At 72.4% G+C, this 19,792-nt stretch carries 15 protein-coding genes and 1 pseudogene; 15 read left to right on the forward strand and 1 reads right to left on the reverse strand.

Annotated elements, in window-relative coordinates; translation table 11 throughout:
* The first annotated feature begins 2 nt into the window (after positions 1-2).
* From ACFYO2_RS28400 to ACFYO2_RS28445, 10 genes are all read left to right on the forward strand, one after another.
* Positions 3-896 (forward strand): carbohydrate ABC transporter permease, encoded by an 894-nt coding sequence (locus ACFYO2_RS28400; protein WP_388354758.1) that lies wholly within the window; start codon positions 3-5, stop codon positions 894-896.
* A 7-nt stretch (positions 897-903) separates the two neighbouring features.
* Positions 904-2,169 carry a 6-phospho-beta-glucosidase gene (locus ACFYO2_RS28405; protein WP_388354760.1) on the forward strand — a complete coding sequence of 422 codons (1,266 nt, stop codon included), beginning with the start codon at positions 904-906 and terminating at the stop codon, positions 2,167-2,169.
* Positions 2,160-3,131: an N-acetylglucosamine kinase gene (locus ACFYO2_RS28410; RefSeq protein WP_388354762.1), complete on the forward strand. Its 972-nt coding sequence runs from the start codon at positions 2,160-2,162 to the stop codon at positions 3,129-3,131. The genes ACFYO2_RS28405 and ACFYO2_RS28410 overlap by 10 nt, the downstream gene beginning before the upstream one ends.
* A 243-nt stretch (positions 3,132-3,374) precedes the next feature.
* The gene (locus tag ACFYO2_RS28415; RefSeq protein WP_388354806.1) at positions 3,375-4,805 is read left to right on the forward strand and encodes a hypothetical protein; all 1,431 of its coding nucleotides are present in this window, start codon (positions 3,375-3,377) and stop codon (positions 4,803-4,805) included.
* A gap of 26 nt (positions 4,806-4,831) precedes the next feature.
* Positions 4,832-5,896: a glutamate ABC transporter substrate-binding protein gene (locus ACFYO2_RS28420; RefSeq protein ID WP_388354763.1), complete on the forward strand. Its 1,065-nt coding sequence runs from the start codon at positions 4,832-4,834 to the stop codon at positions 5,894-5,896.
* A 76-nt stretch (positions 5,897-5,972) separates the two neighbouring features.
* Positions 5,973-7,307 (forward strand): hypothetical protein, encoded by a 1,335-nt coding sequence (locus ACFYO2_RS28425; RefSeq protein ID WP_388354765.1) that lies wholly within the window; start codon positions 5,973-5,975, stop codon positions 7,305-7,307.
* A 25-nt stretch (positions 7,308-7,332) separates the two neighbouring features.
* Complete coding sequence (locus ACFYO2_RS28430) at positions 7,333-9,903, forward strand: tetratricopeptide repeat protein (RefSeq protein ID WP_388354767.1); 2,571 nt, start codon at positions 7,333-7,335, stop codon at positions 9,901-9,903.
* Positions 9,904-11,196 carry a PP2C family serine/threonine-protein phosphatase gene (locus ACFYO2_RS28435; RefSeq protein WP_388354769.1) on the forward strand — a complete coding sequence of 431 codons (1,293 nt, stop codon included), beginning with the start codon at positions 9,904-9,906 and terminating at the stop codon, positions 11,194-11,196.
* A gap of 99 nt (positions 11,197-11,295) precedes the next feature.
* Entirely contained in the window at positions 11,296-12,645 is a 1,350-nt protein-coding gene (locus tag ACFYO2_RS28440; protein ID WP_388354770.1) for a VWA domain-containing protein, read from the forward strand.
* 68 nt (positions 12,646-12,713) lie between these two features.
* Positions 12,714-14,246, forward strand: coding sequence for an FHA domain-containing protein (locus tag ACFYO2_RS28445; RefSeq protein ID WP_388354772.1), 1,533 nt, complete (start codon positions 12,714-12,716; stop codon positions 14,244-14,246).
* Between the two features lie 64 nt (positions 14,247-14,310).
* Here the strand turns inward: ACFYO2_RS28445 and ACFYO2_RS28450 are convergent, their stop codons facing one another.
* Positions 14,311-15,294 (reverse strand): methyltransferase domain-containing protein, encoded by a 984-nt coding sequence (locus ACFYO2_RS28450; RefSeq protein ID WP_388354774.1) that lies wholly within the window; start codon positions 15,292-15,294, stop codon positions 14,311-14,313.
* Between the two features lie 87 nt (positions 15,295-15,381).
* Here ACFYO2_RS28450 and ACFYO2_RS28455 point away from each other — a divergent pair, with 87 nt between their 5' ends.
* From ACFYO2_RS28455 to ACFYO2_RS28475, 5 genes and pseudogenes are all read left to right on the forward strand, one after another.
* Entirely contained in the window at positions 15,382-15,786 is a 405-nt protein-coding gene (locus ACFYO2_RS28455; protein WP_388354776.1) for a globin, read from the forward strand.
* A gap of 83 nt (positions 15,787-15,869) precedes the next feature.
* Positions 15,870-16,181 (forward strand): annotated as a pseudogene (locus tag ACFYO2_RS28460) (ABC transporter ATP-binding protein); the annotation flags it as partial.
* A 243-nt stretch (positions 16,182-16,424) separates the two neighbouring features.
* A complete protein-coding gene (locus tag ACFYO2_RS28465) occupies positions 16,425-17,120 on the forward strand; it encodes a FadR/GntR family transcriptional regulator (RefSeq protein ID WP_388354778.1) in 696 nt (231 codons plus the stop codon).
* 130 nt (positions 17,121-17,250) lie between these two features.
* The gene (locus ACFYO2_RS28470) at positions 17,251-18,690 is read left to right on the forward strand and encodes a four-carbon acid sugar kinase family protein (RefSeq protein ID WP_388354780.1); all 1,440 of its coding nucleotides are present in this window, start codon (positions 17,251-17,253) and stop codon (positions 18,688-18,690) included.
* Positions 18,690-19,616, forward strand: a complete 927-nt coding sequence (locus ACFYO2_RS28475; protein WP_388354782.1) for a class II fructose-bisphosphate aldolase — start codon at positions 18,690-18,692, stop codon at positions 19,614-19,616. The genes ACFYO2_RS28470 and ACFYO2_RS28475 overlap by 1 nt, the downstream gene beginning before the upstream one ends.
* Positions 19,617-19,792: the final 176 nt, after the last annotated feature.

A 19,792-nucleotide genomic window follows, 5' to 3' on the forward strand; every position in this document is an offset into this window, starting at 1 on the left:
GAATGACCCAAGTACTCGACAGGCCAGTTGAGTTGAAGGACCCGGCCACACCCGCCGAGCGCACGGCCCGCCGCAGGGCGGCACTCGAATGGGTCGCGGTCCACTCCCTCGGCGTCGCCGCGGCCCTCTTCTTCACCCTTCCCTTCGTGTTCGTCCTCCTGACGTCGCTCATGAGCGACTCCCAGGCCCTCAGCCGGGATCTGATCCCGCACACCTGGGAGTGGGGCAACTACGCCAAGGTCTTCGACACGCCCGGCTTCCTGACCTGGTGGAAGAACACCCTGCTGTACGCCGGCGCGGGCACCGTCCTCACCGTCGTGTCGTCGATCCCCGTGGCGTACGCGCTCGCCAAGTTCCGCTTCCGGGGCCGCAATCTGTCGCTGATGCTGGTGATCTCGATGATGATGCTGCCGCCGCAGGTGGTCGTCATCCCGATGTACCTGTTCTGGGCGAAGCAGCTTGACCTGTCCGGCACGCTGTGGCCGCTGATCATCCCGATGGCGTTCGGTGACGCGTTCTCCATCTTCCTGCTGCGGCAGTTCCTGACGACGATCCCGAACGAGTACCTGGACGCGGCGAGGGTGGACGGCTGCGGCGAGCTGCGCACGCTGCTGAAGGTCGTCCTGCCGATGGCCAAGCCGGGCATCGCCGCGGTCGCCCTCTTCCAGTTCTTCTACGCGTGGAACGACTACTTCGGCCCCCAGATCTACGCCTCCGAGAACCCCGGCGCCTGGACCCTGAGTTACGGCCTGGAGTCGTTCAAGGGCGCGCACCACACCGACTGGAACCTCACCATGGCCGCGACCGTGCTGGTCATGGCCCCCGTGATCCTCGTGTTCTTCTTCGCGCAGAAGGCGTTCGTCGAGGGCGTCACACTCACCGGAGTAAAGGGTTGACCCTTATATGAAACTCACCGTGGTCGGCGGAGGATCGACCTACACACCCGAACTCATCGACGGCTTCGCCCGTCTGCGGGACACCCTGCCCATCGAGGAACTGGTCCTCGTGGATCCGGCGGCCGACCGTCTGGACCTGGTGGGCGGCCTGGCCCGGCGCATCTTCGCCCGGCAGGGCCACCCCGGCCGGGTCGTGACCACTCCCCACCTGGAGGAGGGCATCGAGGGCGCCGACGCGGTCCTGCTGCAACTCCGCGTCGGCGGCCAGGCGGCCCGGCAGCAGGACGAGACCTGGCCCCTGGACTGCGGCTGCGTCGGCCAGGAGACGACCGGCGCGGGCGGCCTCGCCAAGGCGCTGCGCACGGTTCCGGTGGTCCTCGACATCGCGGAACGGGTCCGTCGTACGAACCCCGACGCCTGGATCATCGACTTCACCAACCCGGTCGGGATCGTCACCCGCGCCCTGCTCCAGGCCGGCCACAAGGCGGTCGGCCTGTGCAATGTGGCGATCGGCTTCCAGCGGAAGTTCGCCGGGATGCTGGGAGTCACGCCCGGGGAGATCCACCTGGAGCACGTGGGCCTCAACCACCTCACCTGGGAGACCGGCGTACGCCTCGGCGGCCCGGAGGGCGAGGACGTCCTACCGAAGCTCCTGGCCGAGTACGGCGACCCGATCGCCGCCGACCTGCACCTGCCCCGCCCGCTCCTGGACCGCCTCGGCGTGGTCCCGTCGTACTACCTGCGCTACTACTACGCGCACGACGAGGTCGTACGGGAGCTGCGGACCAAGCCGTCCCGGGCGGCCGAAGTGGCGGCGATGGAACGGCGGTTGCTGGAGATGTACGCCGATCCGGCCCTGGACGAGAAGCCGGAACTGCTCGCCGAGCGGGGCGGCGCCTACTACTCGGAGGCCGCGGTCGACCTGGCGGCCGGCCTGCTGGGCGGGGGCGGCAGCCCCTACCAGGTGGTGAACACCTACAACCGGGGCACGCTGCCGTTCCTCCCGGACGACGCGGTGATCGAGGTGCAGGCGGCGGTCGGCCACCAGGGCGCGACGCCGCTGTCCGTGCCGGCCGTGGACCCGTTGTACGCGGGCCTGATGGCGCAGGTGACGGCGTACGAGGAGCTCGCGCTTCAGGCCGCTCTGCGGGGCGGCCGCGACCGGGTGTTCCGGGCACTGCTCGCCCACCCGCTCATCGGCCAGTACGAGTACGCCCAGACCCTGACCGACCAGCTGATCTCACACAACCGGGAGCATCTCGCGTGGGCCTGACCGCAAGTGTCCTCGCCGTCGACGCGGGCAACAGCAAGACCGACGTCGCGGTCGTGGCGGCCGACGGAACCGTCCTCGCCACGGCCCGCGGCGGCGGGTTCCGGCCGCCCGTGGTGGGCGTGGAGGCGGCGGTGGACAAGGTGGCGGAGGCGGTGGGGCGGGCCTTCACCGACGCGGGCGTGTCGTCGGTCGACCATGTCTCCGCGTGCCTGGCCAACGCCGACTTCCCCGTCGAGGAGGAGCAGTTGGCGGCCGCGCTGCACGCGCGCGCGTGGGGGGCGAGTACGGAGGTCCGCAACGACACGTTCGCGGTGCTGCGGGCCGGCGTCACCGAGCCGCGCGGGGTCGCGGTCGTCTGCGGCGCCGGCATCAACTGTGTCGGCATGCGACCCGACGGCCGCACCGCCCGCTTCCCCGCGCTCGGCCGTATCTCCGGCGACTGGGGCGGCGGCTGGGGGCTCGCCGAGGAGGCCCTGTGGCACGCCTCCCGTGCGGAGGACGGCCGCGGGGTGCCCACGGCGTTGGCCCGCACCCTGCCCGCCCACTTCGGCCTCACCTCCGTGTACGCGCTGGTCGAGGCCCTGCACCTGGAACGCGTCGAGCCCGCCCGGCGGCACGAGCTGACCCCCGTGCTGTTCGCCACGGCCGCCGACGGTGACCCGGTGGCCCGGTCCATCGTGGACCGTCTCGCCGACGAGGTGGTGACCATGGCGACGGTGGCGCTGACGCGGCTGGACCTGCTGGAGGAGGAGACTCCGGTGCTGCTGGGCGGGGGTGTCCTGGCCGCGCGCCATCCCCAACTGGACGACGGCGTACGTGACCTGCTGGCGGCCCGGGCCCCCAAGGCCGTGGCACGCGTGGTCACGGCGAGCCCGGTGCTGGGGGCGGCGCTGCTGGGGCTGGACCGGGCGGGGTCCTCTGTGGGGGTACAGGCGAAGGTGCGGGCGTACTTCGAGGCGTGAACGTACCGGGGGCTCCGCCCCCCGGCGCGCGCCCGCACCGGCGCACGCCCACCCGGTCCCCGAGGGAACCGAACCGATTCCGCCGGCGTATTCATGGGCAGGGGGTCGTGCGGGGGGCGCGGCTGGACCGCTGGAGGCACACGCAGTGATACTGGCGGCGACGGATGACCATGGGGGAGGTCAACAGTGACACACCCGCCGAAGAGCAGCGCGGCACCACCACCGGGCTCCGGCATGCCCACGATGCCGGCGGTGCCGCCGCAGCCGGGCAGCCCGGAGCCGTCGGTGCGGCACAACAACCCTGTACAGAACGGAAGTCCGGGCCGACCGCCCGTTTCCCCCACCCCGCCAGAACAGCCCCGCCGTACCGCCTTCGCCGAGGGCGTCGACAAGCTGCGTGCCGCCGCCACCACAGAACCGGGCCGACTGCGCATCATCGGTGCGGTCCTCGCGCTGCTCGTCGTCGCGTTCGGCGCGGTCACCGCCTGGCAGATGGCCGACCGGTCGACCGCCGCCGACGACGTGCTGAACAAGAGCCAGCCGCTCAGTTCCGCCGCGGCCGACATCTACCGCTCGCTCGCCGACGCCAACACCGCCGCCTCCAGCGGCTTCCTGGCCGGCGGCCAGGAGACGGCCGCCACTCGCGACACGTACGAGAAGGACATCGACGCCGCCGCCGAGGGGCTGGTGCAGGCCGCCGCCAACTCCGACCCGGGCTCGCCGGCCGCGGCGACCGTGGCCAGGCTGAACAAGCTGCTGCCGGAGTACAAGGGCCTGGTCGAGCGGGCACGGACGTACAACCGCCAGGGCTTCCCGGTCGGCGGCGCCTATCTGCGCTACGCCAACGAGAAGATGCAGGACGAGATGCTCCCGGAGGCCGAGGATCTCTACAAGAAGGAGAACCAGCGCCTGCGCGCCGACTACGCCGACGCCACGCCCTACCCGTGGGCGGCGATCGGCCTCGGCGTCCTCGCGCTGGCCGCGCTCGCCTGGGCCCAGCACCGCAACTACCGGCGTACGAACCGTGTCCTGAACCACGGCCTCGTCGCCGCCACCGCGACCGCCACGGTGGTGCTGCTCTGGCTGGTCGTCGGCCACAGCGTGGCCCGCGCCGCCCTCGACGACTCCTACGACCACGGCGTCCGCTCGCTGAACGTCCTGCACGACGCCCGCATCGCCTCACTGAAGGCGCGGGGCAGCGAGAACCTGACGCTGGTGGCCCGCGGCGCCGAGACCGTCGAGGTGGGCGACAAGACCTACGACGCCTACGACTACGACTTCGGCGAGGAGATGAACACCCTCGGCAAGGGCCTGGCCGTCGCCGAGAAGCTCGCCGACGACAAGGCGGGCGAGCAGCCGGTCACCGCGGCCGTCGGCAACATGACCGAGTGGAAGAAGCGCCACACCGCGGCCCGCACCGAGGACGAGAACGGCAACTACCAGGCGGCCCTGGACAAGGTGATCGGCGCCAAGGGCGCGACCGGCGAGTGCTTCGACAGCGTCGACAAGAACCTCGCCGCGGCGCTCGAGCACGAGAACGCCGAGTTCGAACAGGCGGCCGGTGACGGCCTGGACGCGATGACCGGGCTGACGGTCGGTGCGGCCGTCCTCGCGGTCCTGGGCGCGGCCGGCGCCGTACTGGGCATCGGCCGCAGGCTGTCGGAGTACCGGTGAGAGGGGGCGTGACGATGCAGCGGTGGATGCGAGGGCGACGTCTGCGGGCCGGTCTGAAGGGCTGGGGGGGTGTGGGCGCGATGGCGGTCGTCTGCGCCCTGGCGTTGACGTTCGCGCTGCTGCTGCCGCTGACCCAGTCGGGCGGCGACGGCAGCACCGGCACGAGCGGCCCGGGCATCGCGTACGGCAGCCAGGCCCGCGCCGAAGGGGGCTGCACCACGGACGAGATGGCGAAGGCCCCCGAGAAGCAGACGCTGTCCCCGTCGAGCGCGGACGGCACGACCATAGAGAAGATCAAGAGCCGCGAGGGCGAGAAGCGCAAGCTCATCGTCGGCGTCGACCAGAACAGCTACCGCTGGGGCTACCGCGACCCCAACAGCGGGCAGGACGCGGCGCTGGAGGGGTTCGACATCGACCTGGTCCACCGCATCGCCGAGGACATACTCGGCGACCCGAACGCGGTCCAGTTCAAGGCGATCCCCACCGACCAGCGCATCCCGGCGATCGAGGACGGCCGGGTCGACATGGTCGTCCGTACGATGACGATCAACTGCAAGCGCCTGGGCGATGTCGCGTTCTCCGCGCCCTACTTCAAGACCGGCCAGCAGGTGCTGGCGCCCAAGTCCTCGACGATCACGGGGTACGACGGTTCGCTCGCGAAGCAGCGGATCTGCACGGCGAAGGGTTCCACCGCCAACACCGAGCTGGTCAACGACCAGAAGGCGGGCGACCTCGTCTCCTCCGCCAACCTGAAGACCACCGTCCCCAACCAGCTCGACTGCCTGGTGAGGCTCCAACTCGGCGAGGTGGACGCCGTGGTGACCGACGGCGCGCTCGCCGCGAGCCAGGCCGCGCAGGACCCGACGGTCGAGTTGAAGGGCAAGCCGTTCACCGCCGAGTACTACGGCGTGGCGATGAAGAGGGACGCCGACGATCTGGTACGCCGGGTCAACCAGGTTCTGGTGGACTACCGCGCGGACACGGCGAACGGCTGGCAGGCGTCGTACAACAGGTGGCTTTCGGCGACACTGGGCAAGGATCCGAAGACGTCGCAGCCGCCCACCCCGGCGGAGTACCTGCGCACCAGCTGACGGATCATCAACGAGCGACCGACCCGGACTCATTGGACGACCGACCGACGACACACAACGCAGCGAGAGGTGATCGATGGGCGTCACGGACCCCGCCGGGCCGGTGATGGACCGGGACGAGGTGGACCGTGCGCTGGCGCGGCTCGGCGCGGAGCACGAGGCCATCGAGACCTCGCTCCTCGCCCTGCAGGACCACGCGGGCCGCAGACTCCTCGAAGGCGCCGAGCTCACCGGCGTCACCAAGGAGCGCTGGCAGGAGGCGGAGGCGTCGATCACCCTGCTGTGGGCGTACTTCGACGCCTACACCGACGCGTTGCGCTCCGCCCGCGTCATCCGCTCCCGCCGCCGCTGGTCAAGCCGCGAGGACCTGGTGGAGCTGACCGAGCTGCTGCTCGGCGAGTGCGTCACGGTCGCCGGATCGGCCACGGCAACGGCCAACGCGCCGACCCTGCACGGCGGTTCGAGCAAGCTCAGCGAGCGGTTCTCGCTGGTCACGCTCGTGGACCGGATGAACGAGCTGTACGCGACCTCGCTGGACATGGTGGTCGCCGCCGACGCCGTGTGGTCGGCGCTGCCCGCCCGGATCGATCTCCTGGCCGCGGAGCTCCAGCGCACCCGCCGGCTGGCGCACTCCGTCGGCGTACGCCCCGGCGAGCACCATGCGGGCGACGACCTGGAGCGCATCACGCGCACGCTGACGACTCTGCGCGAGCAGGTCGTGTCCGACCCGCTGGCGTTCTGGGTCCCGACGCCGGGGAGTTCGGCCCCCGGCGGCGGCAAGCCCGACACCACGGTCTACGACCGGGAGGCGCGCGCCCTGGAGGACGTACGCCGGGAGATCGACGCCGTACTGACCGTCCGGCAGGACGCGGAGGCCCGGCTCGTCAAGCTGCGGGACGTGCTGTCCCGCGCGGACCGCACGCTCGCCGAGGCACGCACCGCGCGCGGCGAGGTCCTCGCGAAGATCGCCGCCACGGAGGTGCCGGTGGTCAGCGGCCCGCCGACCGTGCTGCAGGAGCAGCTGGCGACGGCCGCCGAGTACCGCAGACACGCCCAGTGGCACCGCCTGTCCCCGCTCCTGGAGTCCTTGGAGCAGAAGGCGGAGGACGAACTGCTGCGCGCCCGCGAGTCGTTGAGCGCGGTCACCCAGCCCCTGGCGGTCCGCGCGGAGCTGCGCGGCCGCCTCGACGCGTACAAGGCGAAGGTGGCCCGGCACGGCCTCGCGGAGGACTCGCTCCTGGTGGAGCGGTACGACGCGGCGCGCCGCATGCTGTGGAGCGCGCCCTGCGACCTGCGCGTCGCCGAACAGGCCGTGCTGCGCTACCAGCACGCGGCCGCCGAACTGCTCGCCGCCCCACGGGTGCCGGAGCAGCAGGGCGGGCCCGAGGACCGTAGGGGGTCCGGAGCGTGAGCGACAGAGGGGGTAGAGCGTCGTCATGAGTCAGGCACAAGAGCCCTGCCAGCGGCCCGGCTGCGAGGGAACGTACGAGGACATGGGCGGCGGCGAGCTGTACTGCGACACGTGCGGTCTCGCCCCGGTCGTCTCCGGTAACGGCACGGTCGGCTCGCCGCCCACCGGGATCACCGCCGGGGGCCGCGGCTCCCGGGGTTCGTCCGGCAGCGCCGGTTCCCGCGCCAGTAGCCGCGCCAGTTCGCGTACGTCCTCGCAGTCGTCGAAGTCGCGGCGCTCGGTGTCGGGACGGCTGTCACGCTCGGTGTCGGGGCAGTCCACGGGGCGCTCGGTGTCGGTGCGCAGCTCCGGCTCCGGCGCCGGGTCCTCCTCCCGGGGCCGGCTCGGTGCGGGCCTGGTCGAGGTGCCGGGCGTGCCGCGGCCGGATCCGCGCGCGATGGTCCTGGAGAACCCCGAGGTGCCGGAGCGCAAGCGGTTCTGCTCGCGCTCCGACTGCGGGGCGCCGGTGGGGCGCTCGCGCGGCGAGATGCCGGGGCGCACGGAGGGGTTCTGCACGAAGTGCGGCCACCCGTACTCCTTCGTCCCGAAGCTGAAGGGCGGCGACGTCGTCCACGGCCAGTACGAGGTCGCGGGCTGTCTGGCGCACGGCGGCCTCGGCTGGGTCTACCTCGCCGTGGACCGCGCGGTCTCCGACCGCTGGGTCGTCCTCAAGGGCCTCCTCGACACCGGCGACCAGGACGCGATGGCCGCCGCGATCTCCGAGCGGCGCTTCCTCGCGGAGATCGAGCACGCCAACATCGTGCGGATCTACAACTTCGTGGAGCACCTCGACCAGCGGACGGGTTCGCTGGACGGGTACATCGTCATGGAGTACGTCGGCGGAAAGTCCCTCAAGGAGATCGCCAACGACCGCCGGACGCCTGCGGGCAAGCGGGATCCGCTGCCGGTGGAGCAGGCCTGCGCGTACGGCATCGAGGCGCTCGAAGCCCTCGGGCACCTGCACAGCCGCAACCTGCTGTACTGCGACTTCAAGGTCGACAACGCCATCCAGACCGAGGACCAGCTCAAGCTGATCGACATGGGCGCGGTGCGCAGGATGGACGACGACGAGTCGGCCATCTACGGCACGGTGGGCTACCAGGCGCCCGAGGTCGCCGAGGTCGGCCCGTCGGTGGCGTCCGACCTCTACACGGTCGCCCGTACCCTCGCCGTCCTCACCTTCGACTTCCAGGGCTACACGAACGTCTTCGTGGACTCCCTGCCCGATCCCGACAACATCGAGGTCTTCCGCCAGTACGAGTCGTTCTACCGGCTGTTGGTCCGTGCCACCGACCCGGATCCGGCCCGCCGGTTCGCCTCCGCACAGGAGATGGCGGAACAGCTGACGGGCGTGTTGCGGGAGGTCGTGTCGCTGCAGTCGGGCCGGGCCCGGCCCGCGCTGTCGACGCTGTTCGGGCCCGAACTGCGCGTCGTCGACGCGGACTTGTTCCCGAAGCTGGACGGAGAGGTGTCGAGGCTGGGCGCGCGGGCGGTGCCCACCCGGCGGCGTGCCTCCGCCGGTTCCCTCCTGCCCGCGGCCGCCCCTCCCGGCCTGCCCTCCGCCGCCCCTCCCGGTTCCGCCGGCAGCGGAGCCGCCCTCGCTCCCGGCCTGGTCAAGCCCGCCAACGCTCCCGCCGCCGCGCTCGCCCTGCCCGTGCCGCACGTGGATCCGTCCGATCCCAACGCCGGGTTCCTCGCCGGTCTGATGACCACCGCATCCGCGGAGTTGCTGGGGGCGATCGCCGCCGCTCCGGCCCGGTCGACCGAGACCCGGCTGCGGCAGATCCGGGCCTGGCTGGAGAACGGTGACACGGACACCGCGCACCAGGCGCTGCTTGAGCTGGAGGAGGAGCGGCCCGACGACTGGCGGGTGGTCTGGTACCGGGGTGTCGCGGCGCTCGTCACCGGCGACCACGAGGCCGCCGCGCTCGGCTTCGACGCGATCTACGACGCCTTCCCCGGCGAGATCGCCCCCAAGCTGGCCCTCGGCCTGTGCGCGGAGGTGCTCGGGCAGCTCGACAACGCCGCCGAGTACTACCACCTCGTCTGGTCGACCGACCCCAGCTATGTGAGTGCCGCCTTCGGCCTGGCCCGCGTCCAGCTCGCCACCGGCGACCGGCGGGACGCCGTACGGACGCTGGAGTCGGTTCCGGAGTCGTCCATCCACTACACCGCCGCCCGCGTGGCGGCCGTACGGGCGCGGCTGCGGCAACGCACCGCGGTCGCTTCCGACGTACCCTTCCTGGACGATCTGACGGCGGCAGCCGGACAGATCGAGGCCCTGGAGGCGTACGGCCTGGACCCGGCGCGGCGCGAGCAGTTGTCCGCCGAAGTCCTCGGCTCCGCGCTGGACTGGATACTCTCCGGTGGCCAGGGTTCCCCCCAGCCGCCGGCCGCCGGGGGGCGGATGCTGCTCGGCAGCGGCCTGGACGAGCAGGGGCTGCGCTTCGGCCTGGAGCGTTCGTACCGCACGCTGGCCCGGCTGGCGTCGGGCGGCGAGGAGAGGATCGACTTGGTGGAACGTGCCAACCGTTACCGCCCCCGGACATGGGTGTAGTTGATGTCGCAGATGCCCCAGCAGACCGCCCTGTCGAGGTGTCCGAGCTGCGAGGAGCCCCTCGAGTCGGGTGACCGCTTCTGCGGTGCGTGCGGATACGACCTGTCCGCCGTACCCGCGCCACCGGGCGACCACCCGACCATCGCCATGAACGGCAGCATGCCGCCCCCGCCGGACGGCGCGCCCGTCATGCCACCGGCCGCGCCGCCGCAGCACCCTCAACCACCGCTCGCGGGCACACCGCAGCCGCCGTTCGCGGGTTCCCCGGTGTCCCCCATCTCGGGCGTACGGTTCGACCGGCCGCCCGAGCCCGACGAGTACCCCCTCCAGGCCCCCGACCCGCGCGTGGCCCCCGACGTCCCGACCCCGCCCGACGGCACCAAGGTGTGCGTGGCGTGCCGGGCCGGCCGCGTGGACAGCGACGGCTACTGCGAGAACTGCGGGCATGCCCAGCCACGGGAGCGCGACCACATGGAGCAGGACATCGGCCCGGTGGCCGCCGTCAGTGACCGCGGTCTGCGGCACCACCGCAACGAGGACGCGTTCGGCCTCGGCTGCGCCGCGCTGCCCGACGGCTCGGCCGCGGTGGTGGCGATCGTCTGCGACGGCGTGTCCTCGGCGACCCGCCCCGACGACGCCTCGCTGGCCGCCTCCCGCGCGGCGAGCGAGGCGCTGCTGGCCTCACTCCCGCACGGCACGCACCCGCAGCAGGCCATGCACGAGGCGATCGTCGCCGCCTCCCACGCGGTCAACGCGCTGGCCGATGAACCCGCCACGGCCCGCGAGCACGCCCCGCACCAGAACGCCCCGGCCTGCACCCTGGTCGGCGCGGTGGTGACGTCCGGGCTGCTGGTCGTCGGCTGGGTCGGCGACAGCCGCGTCTACTGGGTCCCGGTCGACCGCAGCACTCCCCCGGCCCGGCTCACCGAGGACGACTCGTGGGCCGCGCAGATGGTCGCCGCGGGACTGATGAACGAGGCCGAGGCCTACGCCGACGAGCGCGCCCACGCGATCACCGGCTGGCTAGGCGCGGACGCCTACGAACTGGAGCCGCACACCGCTTCCTTCAAACCGGACCGGCCTGGTGTGGTGGTGGTGTGCACCGACGGCCTGTGGAACTACGCGGAGGCGGCCGAGGACATGGCCGAGGTCGTCCCCCTCGACGCCGCCGCGCGCCCCCTGCACAGCGCCCGCGTCCTGGTCGGTCACGCCCTGGACGGCGGGGGCCACGACAACGTAACAGTGGCCGTCGTGCCGTTCCCGGCCCCGTCTCAGGGGGCAGGATCGGCCTGAGGGCCGCACCCGGGGAAGTATCGACGGACCGGTGGGGACCGGTCCGTCCACAGTCATCGCCCCGCCTCGGCGGGGGGTACGAGGGGGATTTGAGTAGGTATGGCCAATTTCTCGAAGTCGAACGTGCCGCAGTTCTCGGTGGACGTGTACCAGAACGAGTACCTGCCGGAGGGCGGTCGTGAGGTCAACGCGATCGTCACGGTGACCGCGACCGGCGGCGGCACGATCGGCAGCGCCGTCGCGTCGCCCCACCTCTACTCGCCCGGTGAGAGCCCGTCCGCGGCCGTGGCGATCATGGTCGACTGTTCGGGCTCCATGGACTACCCGCCGACCAAGATGCGCAACGCCCGGGACGCCACGGCCGCCGCCGTCGACACCCTGCGCGACGGCGTGCACTTCGCGCTGATCGGCGGCACGCACGTGACCAAGGAGGTCTACCCGGGCGGCGGGCGCCTCGCGGTCGCCGACGCAACCACCCGCGACCAGGCCAAGCAGGCCCTGCGCAAGCTCAGCGCGGGCGGCGGTACGGCCATCGGCACCTGGCTGCGCCTCGCCGACCGCCTGCTGTCCTCCGCGGACGTCGCCATCCGCCACGGCATCCTGCTCACCGACGGCCGCAACGAGCACGAGTCGGCCGAGGACCTGAAGGCCGCCCTGGACGCCTGCGCCGGCCGCTTCACGTGTGACGCGCGCGGAGTGGGCACCGACTGGGTAGTGAAAGAAGTCACAGGGATCGCCTCCGCGCTGCTCGGCACCGCCGACATCGTCGCCGACCCGGCGGGCCTGGCCGCCGACTTCACGCGGATGATGGAGAAGGCCATGGGCAAGGAGGTCGCGGACGTCGCCCTGCGGCTGTGGACGCCGGTGGGCACCACGGTGAAGTTCGTCAAGCAGGTCGCGCCCACCGTCGAGCAGCTGACCGACCGCCGCACCGAGTCCGGCCCGCGTTCCGGGGACTACCCCACCGGCTCCTGGGGAGACGAGTCCCGTGACTACCACGTCTGCGTCGAGGTCCCGGCCGCGAGCGTCGGCCAGGAGATGCTGGCCGCCCGCGTCTCCCTGGTCGTCCCGCAGCCCGACGGCAGCACCCGGCCACTGGAAGGCGCGCAGGCTCTCGTACGGGCCGTATGGACCGACGACATGGTCGCGTCCACGTCGATCAACCCTCAGGTCGCCCACTACACCGGCCAGGCCGAACTGGCCCAAGCCATCCAACAAGGGCTCGATCTGCGCAAATCGGGAGACTTCGACGGAGCAACGGCCAAACTGGGCAGGGCCGTTCAGCTCGCGAGTGCCTCCGGGAACGCGGATACTGCGAAACTGCTTGCGAAGGTGGTGGACGTCGTCGATGCGGCGACAGGTACTGTGCGACTGAAGGCGAAGGTCGCGGAGGCCGACGAGATGACTCTCGAAACCCGGTCGACAAAGACTGTTCGTGTAAAGAAGTGACCTAGTAGGACCCTGTAGGGACAAGGTATGACCCTGCAGGACACAGAAGGAGAGGGGGACGCGCCGACATGCCGACCTGCCCGAACGGACACCAGTCGGGTTCCGACGACTGGTGCGAGGTCTGCGGTCACCGCATGGCGGGTGCCGTGCCTCCGCCCCCTCCGCCGCCGCCCCCGGGCGGGGGCTACGGCTTCCCGCCCCCGCAGGGCCCGGGCACGCAGCCGGGCCCGCCCGGCGGCCGTGCGCCCGAGCCGGAGCTGTGCCCGCAGTGCCGTACGCCGCGTGAGGGCGGTGCGCCGTTCTGCGAGGAGTGCCGGTGGAACTTCCTGACGAACACCGCGACTTCGTACACCCCGGCCACGCCGCCGCAGTCGCCCGGCCCCAACCCGGCCGCGCGATTCCAGCAGCCTCCGGGTCCGCCGTCGTACGGCGGCGGTGACGGGTACGACTACCAGGGCTCACGCCCCTCGCAGGTGAACCGGCCGGCCGAACCGATCCCGTCGGGCCCGCCGTTCGGCAACGGACCGTCGGGTCCCGGTGGGCCGGGCGGTCCTGGCGGCCCCGGCCCCGGCCCCGGTCAGGGCCCCGGCGGTCCTGGGGGCCCTGGCGGCTACGGCGGTCCTGGGGGCCCGAACGGTCCCGGCGGTCCGGGTGGCCCGAACGGACCCGGTGGCTACGGCTATCCGCAGCCCGGCGGCCCCAACGGCCCCGGCGGTCCGGGTGGCCCGAACGGTCCGGGTGGACAAGGCGGTCCGGGTGGCCCGAACGGACCCGGTGGACCTGGTGGACCCGGTGGCTACGGCTATCCGCAGCCCGGCGGCCCCAACGGTCCCGGCGGACCTGGTGGCCCCGGCGGCCCCGGGCCTTTCGGTGCCGATCCGTCGCGGCCGGTTCCGCCGCCGCCCGGCCCGACCCCGCACGTCGGCCCCGGTGGCCCCGGCCCCGGTCAGGGCCCCGGCGTGCCCCAGGCGTTCCAGCAGCCCGGCCCCGGCGGCCCGTCCGGCTACCCGCAGGACCCGAACCGACAGCAGCCGGGCGGTCCGTCCTTCGGCGGCGGTGGCGGCGACGACTGGGAACTCCCCCCGCCGTCGCCCGGCGGCCCCGGTCAGGGCCCCGGCGGTGGTTACGGCTATCCGCAGCCCGGCTCGACCCAGGCCCCGCCCGCACCTCCCGGCCCCGGCTACCCGCAGCAGCCGTCGACCTGGATGGCGACCATCAGCCCGGACCGCGACTACTTCATGGCGATGATGCAGCGCTCGGGGCCCGAGGCCGCGGGCCTCAACCTGCCCGCGTACTCGCCCGCGCAGCAGCGCACGCTCACCGGCAACCAGATCACCATCGGCCGCCGCCGGCACTCCACCGGCGACACCCCCGACATCGACCTGGCGGTGCCGCCGGAGGACCCGGGCGTCTCGCACCAGCACGCGGTGCTGGTCCAGCAGCCGGACGGCTCCTGGGCGGTCGTCGACCAGAACTCGACGAACGGTACGACGGTCAACGGCTCGGAGGAGCCGATCCAGCCCTTCGTGCCGGTGCCGCTGCAGGACGGGGACCGGGTGCACGTCGGCGCGTGGACGACGATCACGATCCGGCGCGGCTAGGTTCTTTCAGGCCGGGTTCCTCCAGGCCGGGTTCCTCCCGGCCTGGAGCCCCGAGCCTGGAGGGTCACGCCTGGAGGGGCCACGCGTACGGGCCCTCGGGGTCGTCCAGCCACGCCCACTCGCGACCGCCGCTGACCGTGATGCCGTAGCGCTCGCGCTGCGGCTGCCCCTCGCCCTCCCACAGTGCGTACGCCTCCTGCGGGTCCAGGCTGCCGCGGGTCAGGGCGATCAGGAACCGGAACAGGTCGTGGTCCCTGGCCCGGCGCGGCACGCCGCCCAGCGGGACCGGCTCCGGCTCGGGCCCGCCGCCGCGCAGCGGCACGAAGTAGGCGGGCGTGTGCAGGAAACGCCCCTCGGCCTGCCCGGCGTCCGTCACCGTCAGCGCGACCAGGCCGGTGGCGAGCGGGGTCAGAATCCGGGCGCCCGGGCGGCACTGGCGGAGCCAGGCGGGTGGGATCGACGGCAGTGCGCAGGTCGCCATGATCCGGTCGTAGGGGGCCCGCTCGGGCACCCCGCGCGCCCCGTCGCCGGTGACCACGACCGGGTGGTAGCCGGCGGCTGCCAGGTGCTGCCGGGCCGCCTCGGTGATCTCGGGTTCCAGGTCGACGGTGACGACGAGGTTGTCGTCGCCGAGGCGATGGGCGAGCAGGGCCGCGTTGTATCCGGTGCCCGTGCCGATCTCCAGGACCCGGTTGCCGTCCGCCACCCGCAGTGCGGCCAGCATCATCGCCATCAGCGAGGGCTGGCTGCTGGAGGAGACCAGTTCGCCGTCGCGCAGCCGGGTGGCCAGCGGGGCGTCGGCGTAGGCGCCGCGCACCCAGCGTTCGCGGGCCTGCGGGTCGGGGCTCCCGCCCCAGCGCCGCTCGTACCCGCCGACGACTCCGACGTAGTAGTACGGCACGAACAGATGCCGCGGCACCGTCTGGAACGCCTGCCGCCACACCGGGTCGGCGTCCCACGCCCCGCTCGCGTCGATCTCGCGCACCAACGCCGCCCGTGCCTCGGCGGCGAGGTCGTCCAGGTTCTTGTCCAGAGCGCGCGCTCCCATACGTCCACTGTGCACCCTCGGCAGGGGTGGACCGGGGGCGGGCCTAGGCCTTGAGTCCTGGGTCCACCCGTCTGAGACCATGGATGCGTGACAGAGATTCGGCGTGGCACGCTTCAGGAGCAGACCTTCTACGAGCAGGTCGGCGGGGAGGAGACCTTCCGCCGCCTCGTCCACCGTTTCTACGAGGGAGTCGCCGAGGACCCGATCCTGCGGCCCATGTACCCCGAGGAGGACCTGGGCCCGGCCGAGGAGCGCCTCGTGTTGTTCCTCATCCAGTACTGGGGCGGCCCGACGACGTACAGCGACAACCGCGGCCACCCGCGCCTGCGGATGCGCCACGCTCCCTTCACCGTCGACCGGGCGGCGCACGACGCCTGGCTGAAGCACATGCGGGTCGCCGTGGACGAGCTCGGCCTGTCCGAGGAGCACGAGCACACGCTGTGGAACTACCTGACGTACGCGGCCGCTTCGATGGTGAACACCGCCGACTGAACAAAGACGGTTGAGGCTCGGATTCCGGCTATACGACCCCGGATTCCGATCACGATCCGGTCAAGTCCGGTCGACCAGCGCTTACCCGCGACCCGTCGCTCGGCACCACGATCGTCATCGTGACCCACGACCAGGCGGTCGCGAGCGAAGTCCGCCGCACGGTCGCCATCCGGGACGGCCGTACCTCCACGGAGGTCCTGCGCCGCAGCGAGGTCGACGCGACGACCGGCCACGAGAGCGTGGTCGCCCGCGAGTACGCCATGCTCGACCGCGCCGGCCGCCTTCAACTCCCCGCCGACCACACCCGCGCCCTCGGCGTGCGCGACCGCGTGGCGCTGGAACTCGAGCCGGACCACATCGGCGTATGGCTGACAGCGCGCCCGCATGACAGCGAAACACGGCTGACAGCGAACACGGCTGACAGCGAGCCTCGCCGATCAACCGCGAGCACGAGTGATCGCAAGGTAACCAAACAGAAATGCGGCACGGGTATTGACGCACCCGGCACCCGCTGTCATGGTTACCCGCATCGAGACATCAGATGTCTGACGTCAGACGCCTGATCCCCTCGATGCAGCCGCCGAACCCAAGCCGTACGGTGGCTCCAGACCCGCCCACGCCCGCCCGGAGGCCCAACGATGTCGCTCTCCGAAGACCTCGCCGAGCGCCTGCTCAGCGCGATCATCGACGGCACCTACCCGCCGGACGCCGCCCTCCCGCCGGAGGCCGAGCTCGCCGAGCAGTCCTCCATGAGCAGGCTGACCGTGCGCGAGGCGGTGAAGCAGCTGCGCGCACAGAACGTCGTACGCGTGGTCCGCGGCCGCGGCACCTACGTGAACTCCCCGGACCGCTGGACGGCCATGGCCGCGGTGATCCGTGCCGCGTCCCACTCCTCCCACACCTCGCTCTCGGAGCGCCTCATCGAGGCCCGGCGCCTCATCGAGAACGGCGCGACGGAACTGGCCGCGCTGCGCCGCGACGAGACCCACCTCGCGGAACTGCGCGAGCACCTCGCCACGATGCGGGAGGCCGCCGACGAGGCCGACACGGAGAAGTTCGTGCAGGCGGACATCGACTTCCACGCCACGGTGATGCGGGCGACGGGCAACCTCTTCGTCCCGCTCCTCTTCGAGCCCTTCGGCGCCCTCCTCGCCGAGGGCCGCCGCGAGACCTCCGCGATCCCCCAGATCCGCGTCAACGCGATCGCCCACCACGAGGCGGTCCTCCAGGCCCTCGAGTCCGGCGACCCGGACAAGGCCCGCGAGGCGATGAGCGCCCACATGAACCAGACGGCGCACGACTACCGCACCCACGTCCTGAAGTCCGGCGAGTAGCAAAGCCGAGCAACAGAGCCGAACCCTGCCTGCGCGGGCGGGCAATCCCCACCCCACGGTCCCGATCCCTCCTACCGTCCTACGGGCCCGCCCCGCGTTCCCTTCCCACACCCCCGTCCCAGGAACCGCCATGTCCCTACCCCGTCATGCCCTCCCGGAGTCCGAGGTCCTCGCCGGTCTCCCGCCCGTCAGGAAGGTCGCCCCCGCCGAAGTGGCGGACCGGATCGCGAAGGCACCCCGCCTCGCCGTCCTGGACGACGACCCCACCGGCACGCAGACCGTCAAGGACATCCCCGTCCTCACCACCTGGACGGTCGATGACCTCCGCTGGGCCCTCCGCCAGGACAGCCCCGCCTTCTTCGTCCTCACCAACACACGCAGCCTCTCCCCCGAGGACGCGGCCGGCCGCAACCGGGCCATCGTCCGCGCCCTCCACGAGGCCTCCCGGGCCGAGGACATCCCGTACGTCATCGCCTCCCGCGGCGACTCCACCCTGCGCGGCCACTTCCCCCTGGAAACCGACGTCCTCACCGAGGAGTTGACGACCGTCGGCGCCACTCCCGACGGCGTCGTCCTCGTCCCCGCCTACATCGAGGCCGGGCGTCTCACCGTCGAGTCGGTCCACTGGATGCGCACCCCGGCCGGCCTTCTCCCGGTGGGCGAGAGCGAGTTCGCGAGGGACGCCACCTTCGGCTACACCTCCTCCGCCCTCCCCGAGTGGGTGGAGGAGAAGACGAAGGGCCGTACCCCCGCCGACAAGGTCCTCCGCATCACCCTCACCGACCTGCGCACCGGCGGTCCCCGCCACGTCGCCGACCGCCTCCGCACGCTCCACGACGGCGCGACCGCCGTAGTGGACGCGGCCTGCGACGACGACCTCCGGGTGCTGGCCCTCGCCGCCGCCGAGGCGCAGGAGAAGGGCGCCCGCCTCCTCTACCGGGTCGGCCCCTCCTTCGTCCGCGCTCGGGCGGGCCAGCCCGCCCACCCCCCGCTCACCACCCCCGAACTCGCCGCGCTGCGCGCCCCGTCCCCGCACGGCCTGGTCGTCGTCGGCTCCCACGTGTCCTTGACGACCCGCCAGCTCAGCCGTCTGCGCGACCAGACGGGCGACCTCACCGAATACGAACTCGACGTGGCCCAACTCCTCGACCCGGCCCGCCGCGACCAGCACATCCACGAGATCGCCACGGCCGCGGTGACCGCCCTGGACACGGCCGACACGGTCATCCGCACCACCCGCACGGTGGTCACGGCCGCCGACCCCGACGAGAGCCTCGCCATCTCGCGCGACGTCTCCGCCGCCCTCGTCGAGACGGTCCGCCTGATCACCGCCACCCGCCGCCCCGCCTTCGTCATCGCCAAGGGCGGCATCACCTCCAGCGACACCGCCACCCACGGCCTGGAGATCCGCCGCGCCTGGGCCCGCGGCACCCTGCTGCCCGGCATCGTCTCGCTGTGGCAGCCCGTCGACGGCCCGGCCGCCGGCATCCCCTACATCGTGTTCGCCGGGAACGTCGGCGGCGACGACGCCCTCGCCGACGCCCTCGCCCTGCTGAGGAGCGCCGCCTGATGCTGCTGACCGGAACCGCGGGCCTCAAGGCCCTGACCACCGCATACAAGACCGGCCGCGCCCTGCCCGGCTTCGTCGCGTACAACCTGGAGACCGTCCAGGGCATAGTCGCCGCGGCGGAAGCCCACCCGACCCACCCGGTCCTGATCCAGGCAGGCTCGAGCCCCTTCAAGCACGCGGGCCGCGACGCCCTGATGCGCCTCGCACTCGACGCGGCCGCTGCCTCCCCCGCCCCCCTCGGCGTCCACCTCGACCACAGCCGCGACCTCGACGAGATCAGCGCCTGCCTCCGGGCGGGCTACACCTCCGTGATGATCGACGGCTCGCACCTAGCCTTCGCCGAGAACATCGCCCTGACGCGCGAGGCGGTGCGCCGCGCCCGTGACCACGGCGCCTGGGTGGAAGCCGAACTGGGCGCCCTGGCGGGCGACGAGGACGTTTCGATGAACGCGACCGCGACCCCCACACCCCTGACGGACCCTTCCCAGGCAGCCGAGTTCGTGGCCGAAACGGGCGTGGACGCGCTGGCGGTGGCGGTCGGCAACGTCCACGGCTTCACCGCCCACCCCGTACGCCTGGACCTGGACCGCCTGGCCGCGATCCACGCCACCGTTCCCGTGCCCCTGGTCCTGCACGGCGCCAGCGGCCTCCCCGAGCCCCAACTCCTCGCCGCCCTGACCCACGGCGTAGCCAAGATCAACGTAAACGCCGAACTCCGCCGCGCCTACCTCCAAGCAGTGAGCACCCAGCTCCCCACGTCACTCCCGGGTTCCGACGTGGTCAGCCTCTGGTCGGCGGGGCGGGACGCGGTGACGAAAACGGCGACCCGCATCATCACCCAGCTCGCCAAATCCAGCCCCTCCGCCACATCCAGCCCCTTCGCCAAATCCAGCCCCTCCGCCACATCCAGCCCCTCCGGCGTTTGAGGAGCGGGGTCTGGGGCGGAGCCCCAGGTTCGGGACGGGAAGGGGCGGAGGGGGCGAACCCCCCGCGCGCCACCCCCCCCCCCCCCCCCCCCCCCCCCCCCCCCCCCCCCCCCCCCCCCCCCCCCCCCCCCGCCCCCAAGGAAGGGCCCCCCCCCAAACCCCCCCCCCCCCCCCCC

This window comes from Streptomyces sp. NPDC006602 (assembly GCF_042870385.1).
Taxonomy (GTDB): Bacteria; Actinomycetota; Actinomycetes; order Streptomycetales; family Streptomycetaceae; genus Streptomyces.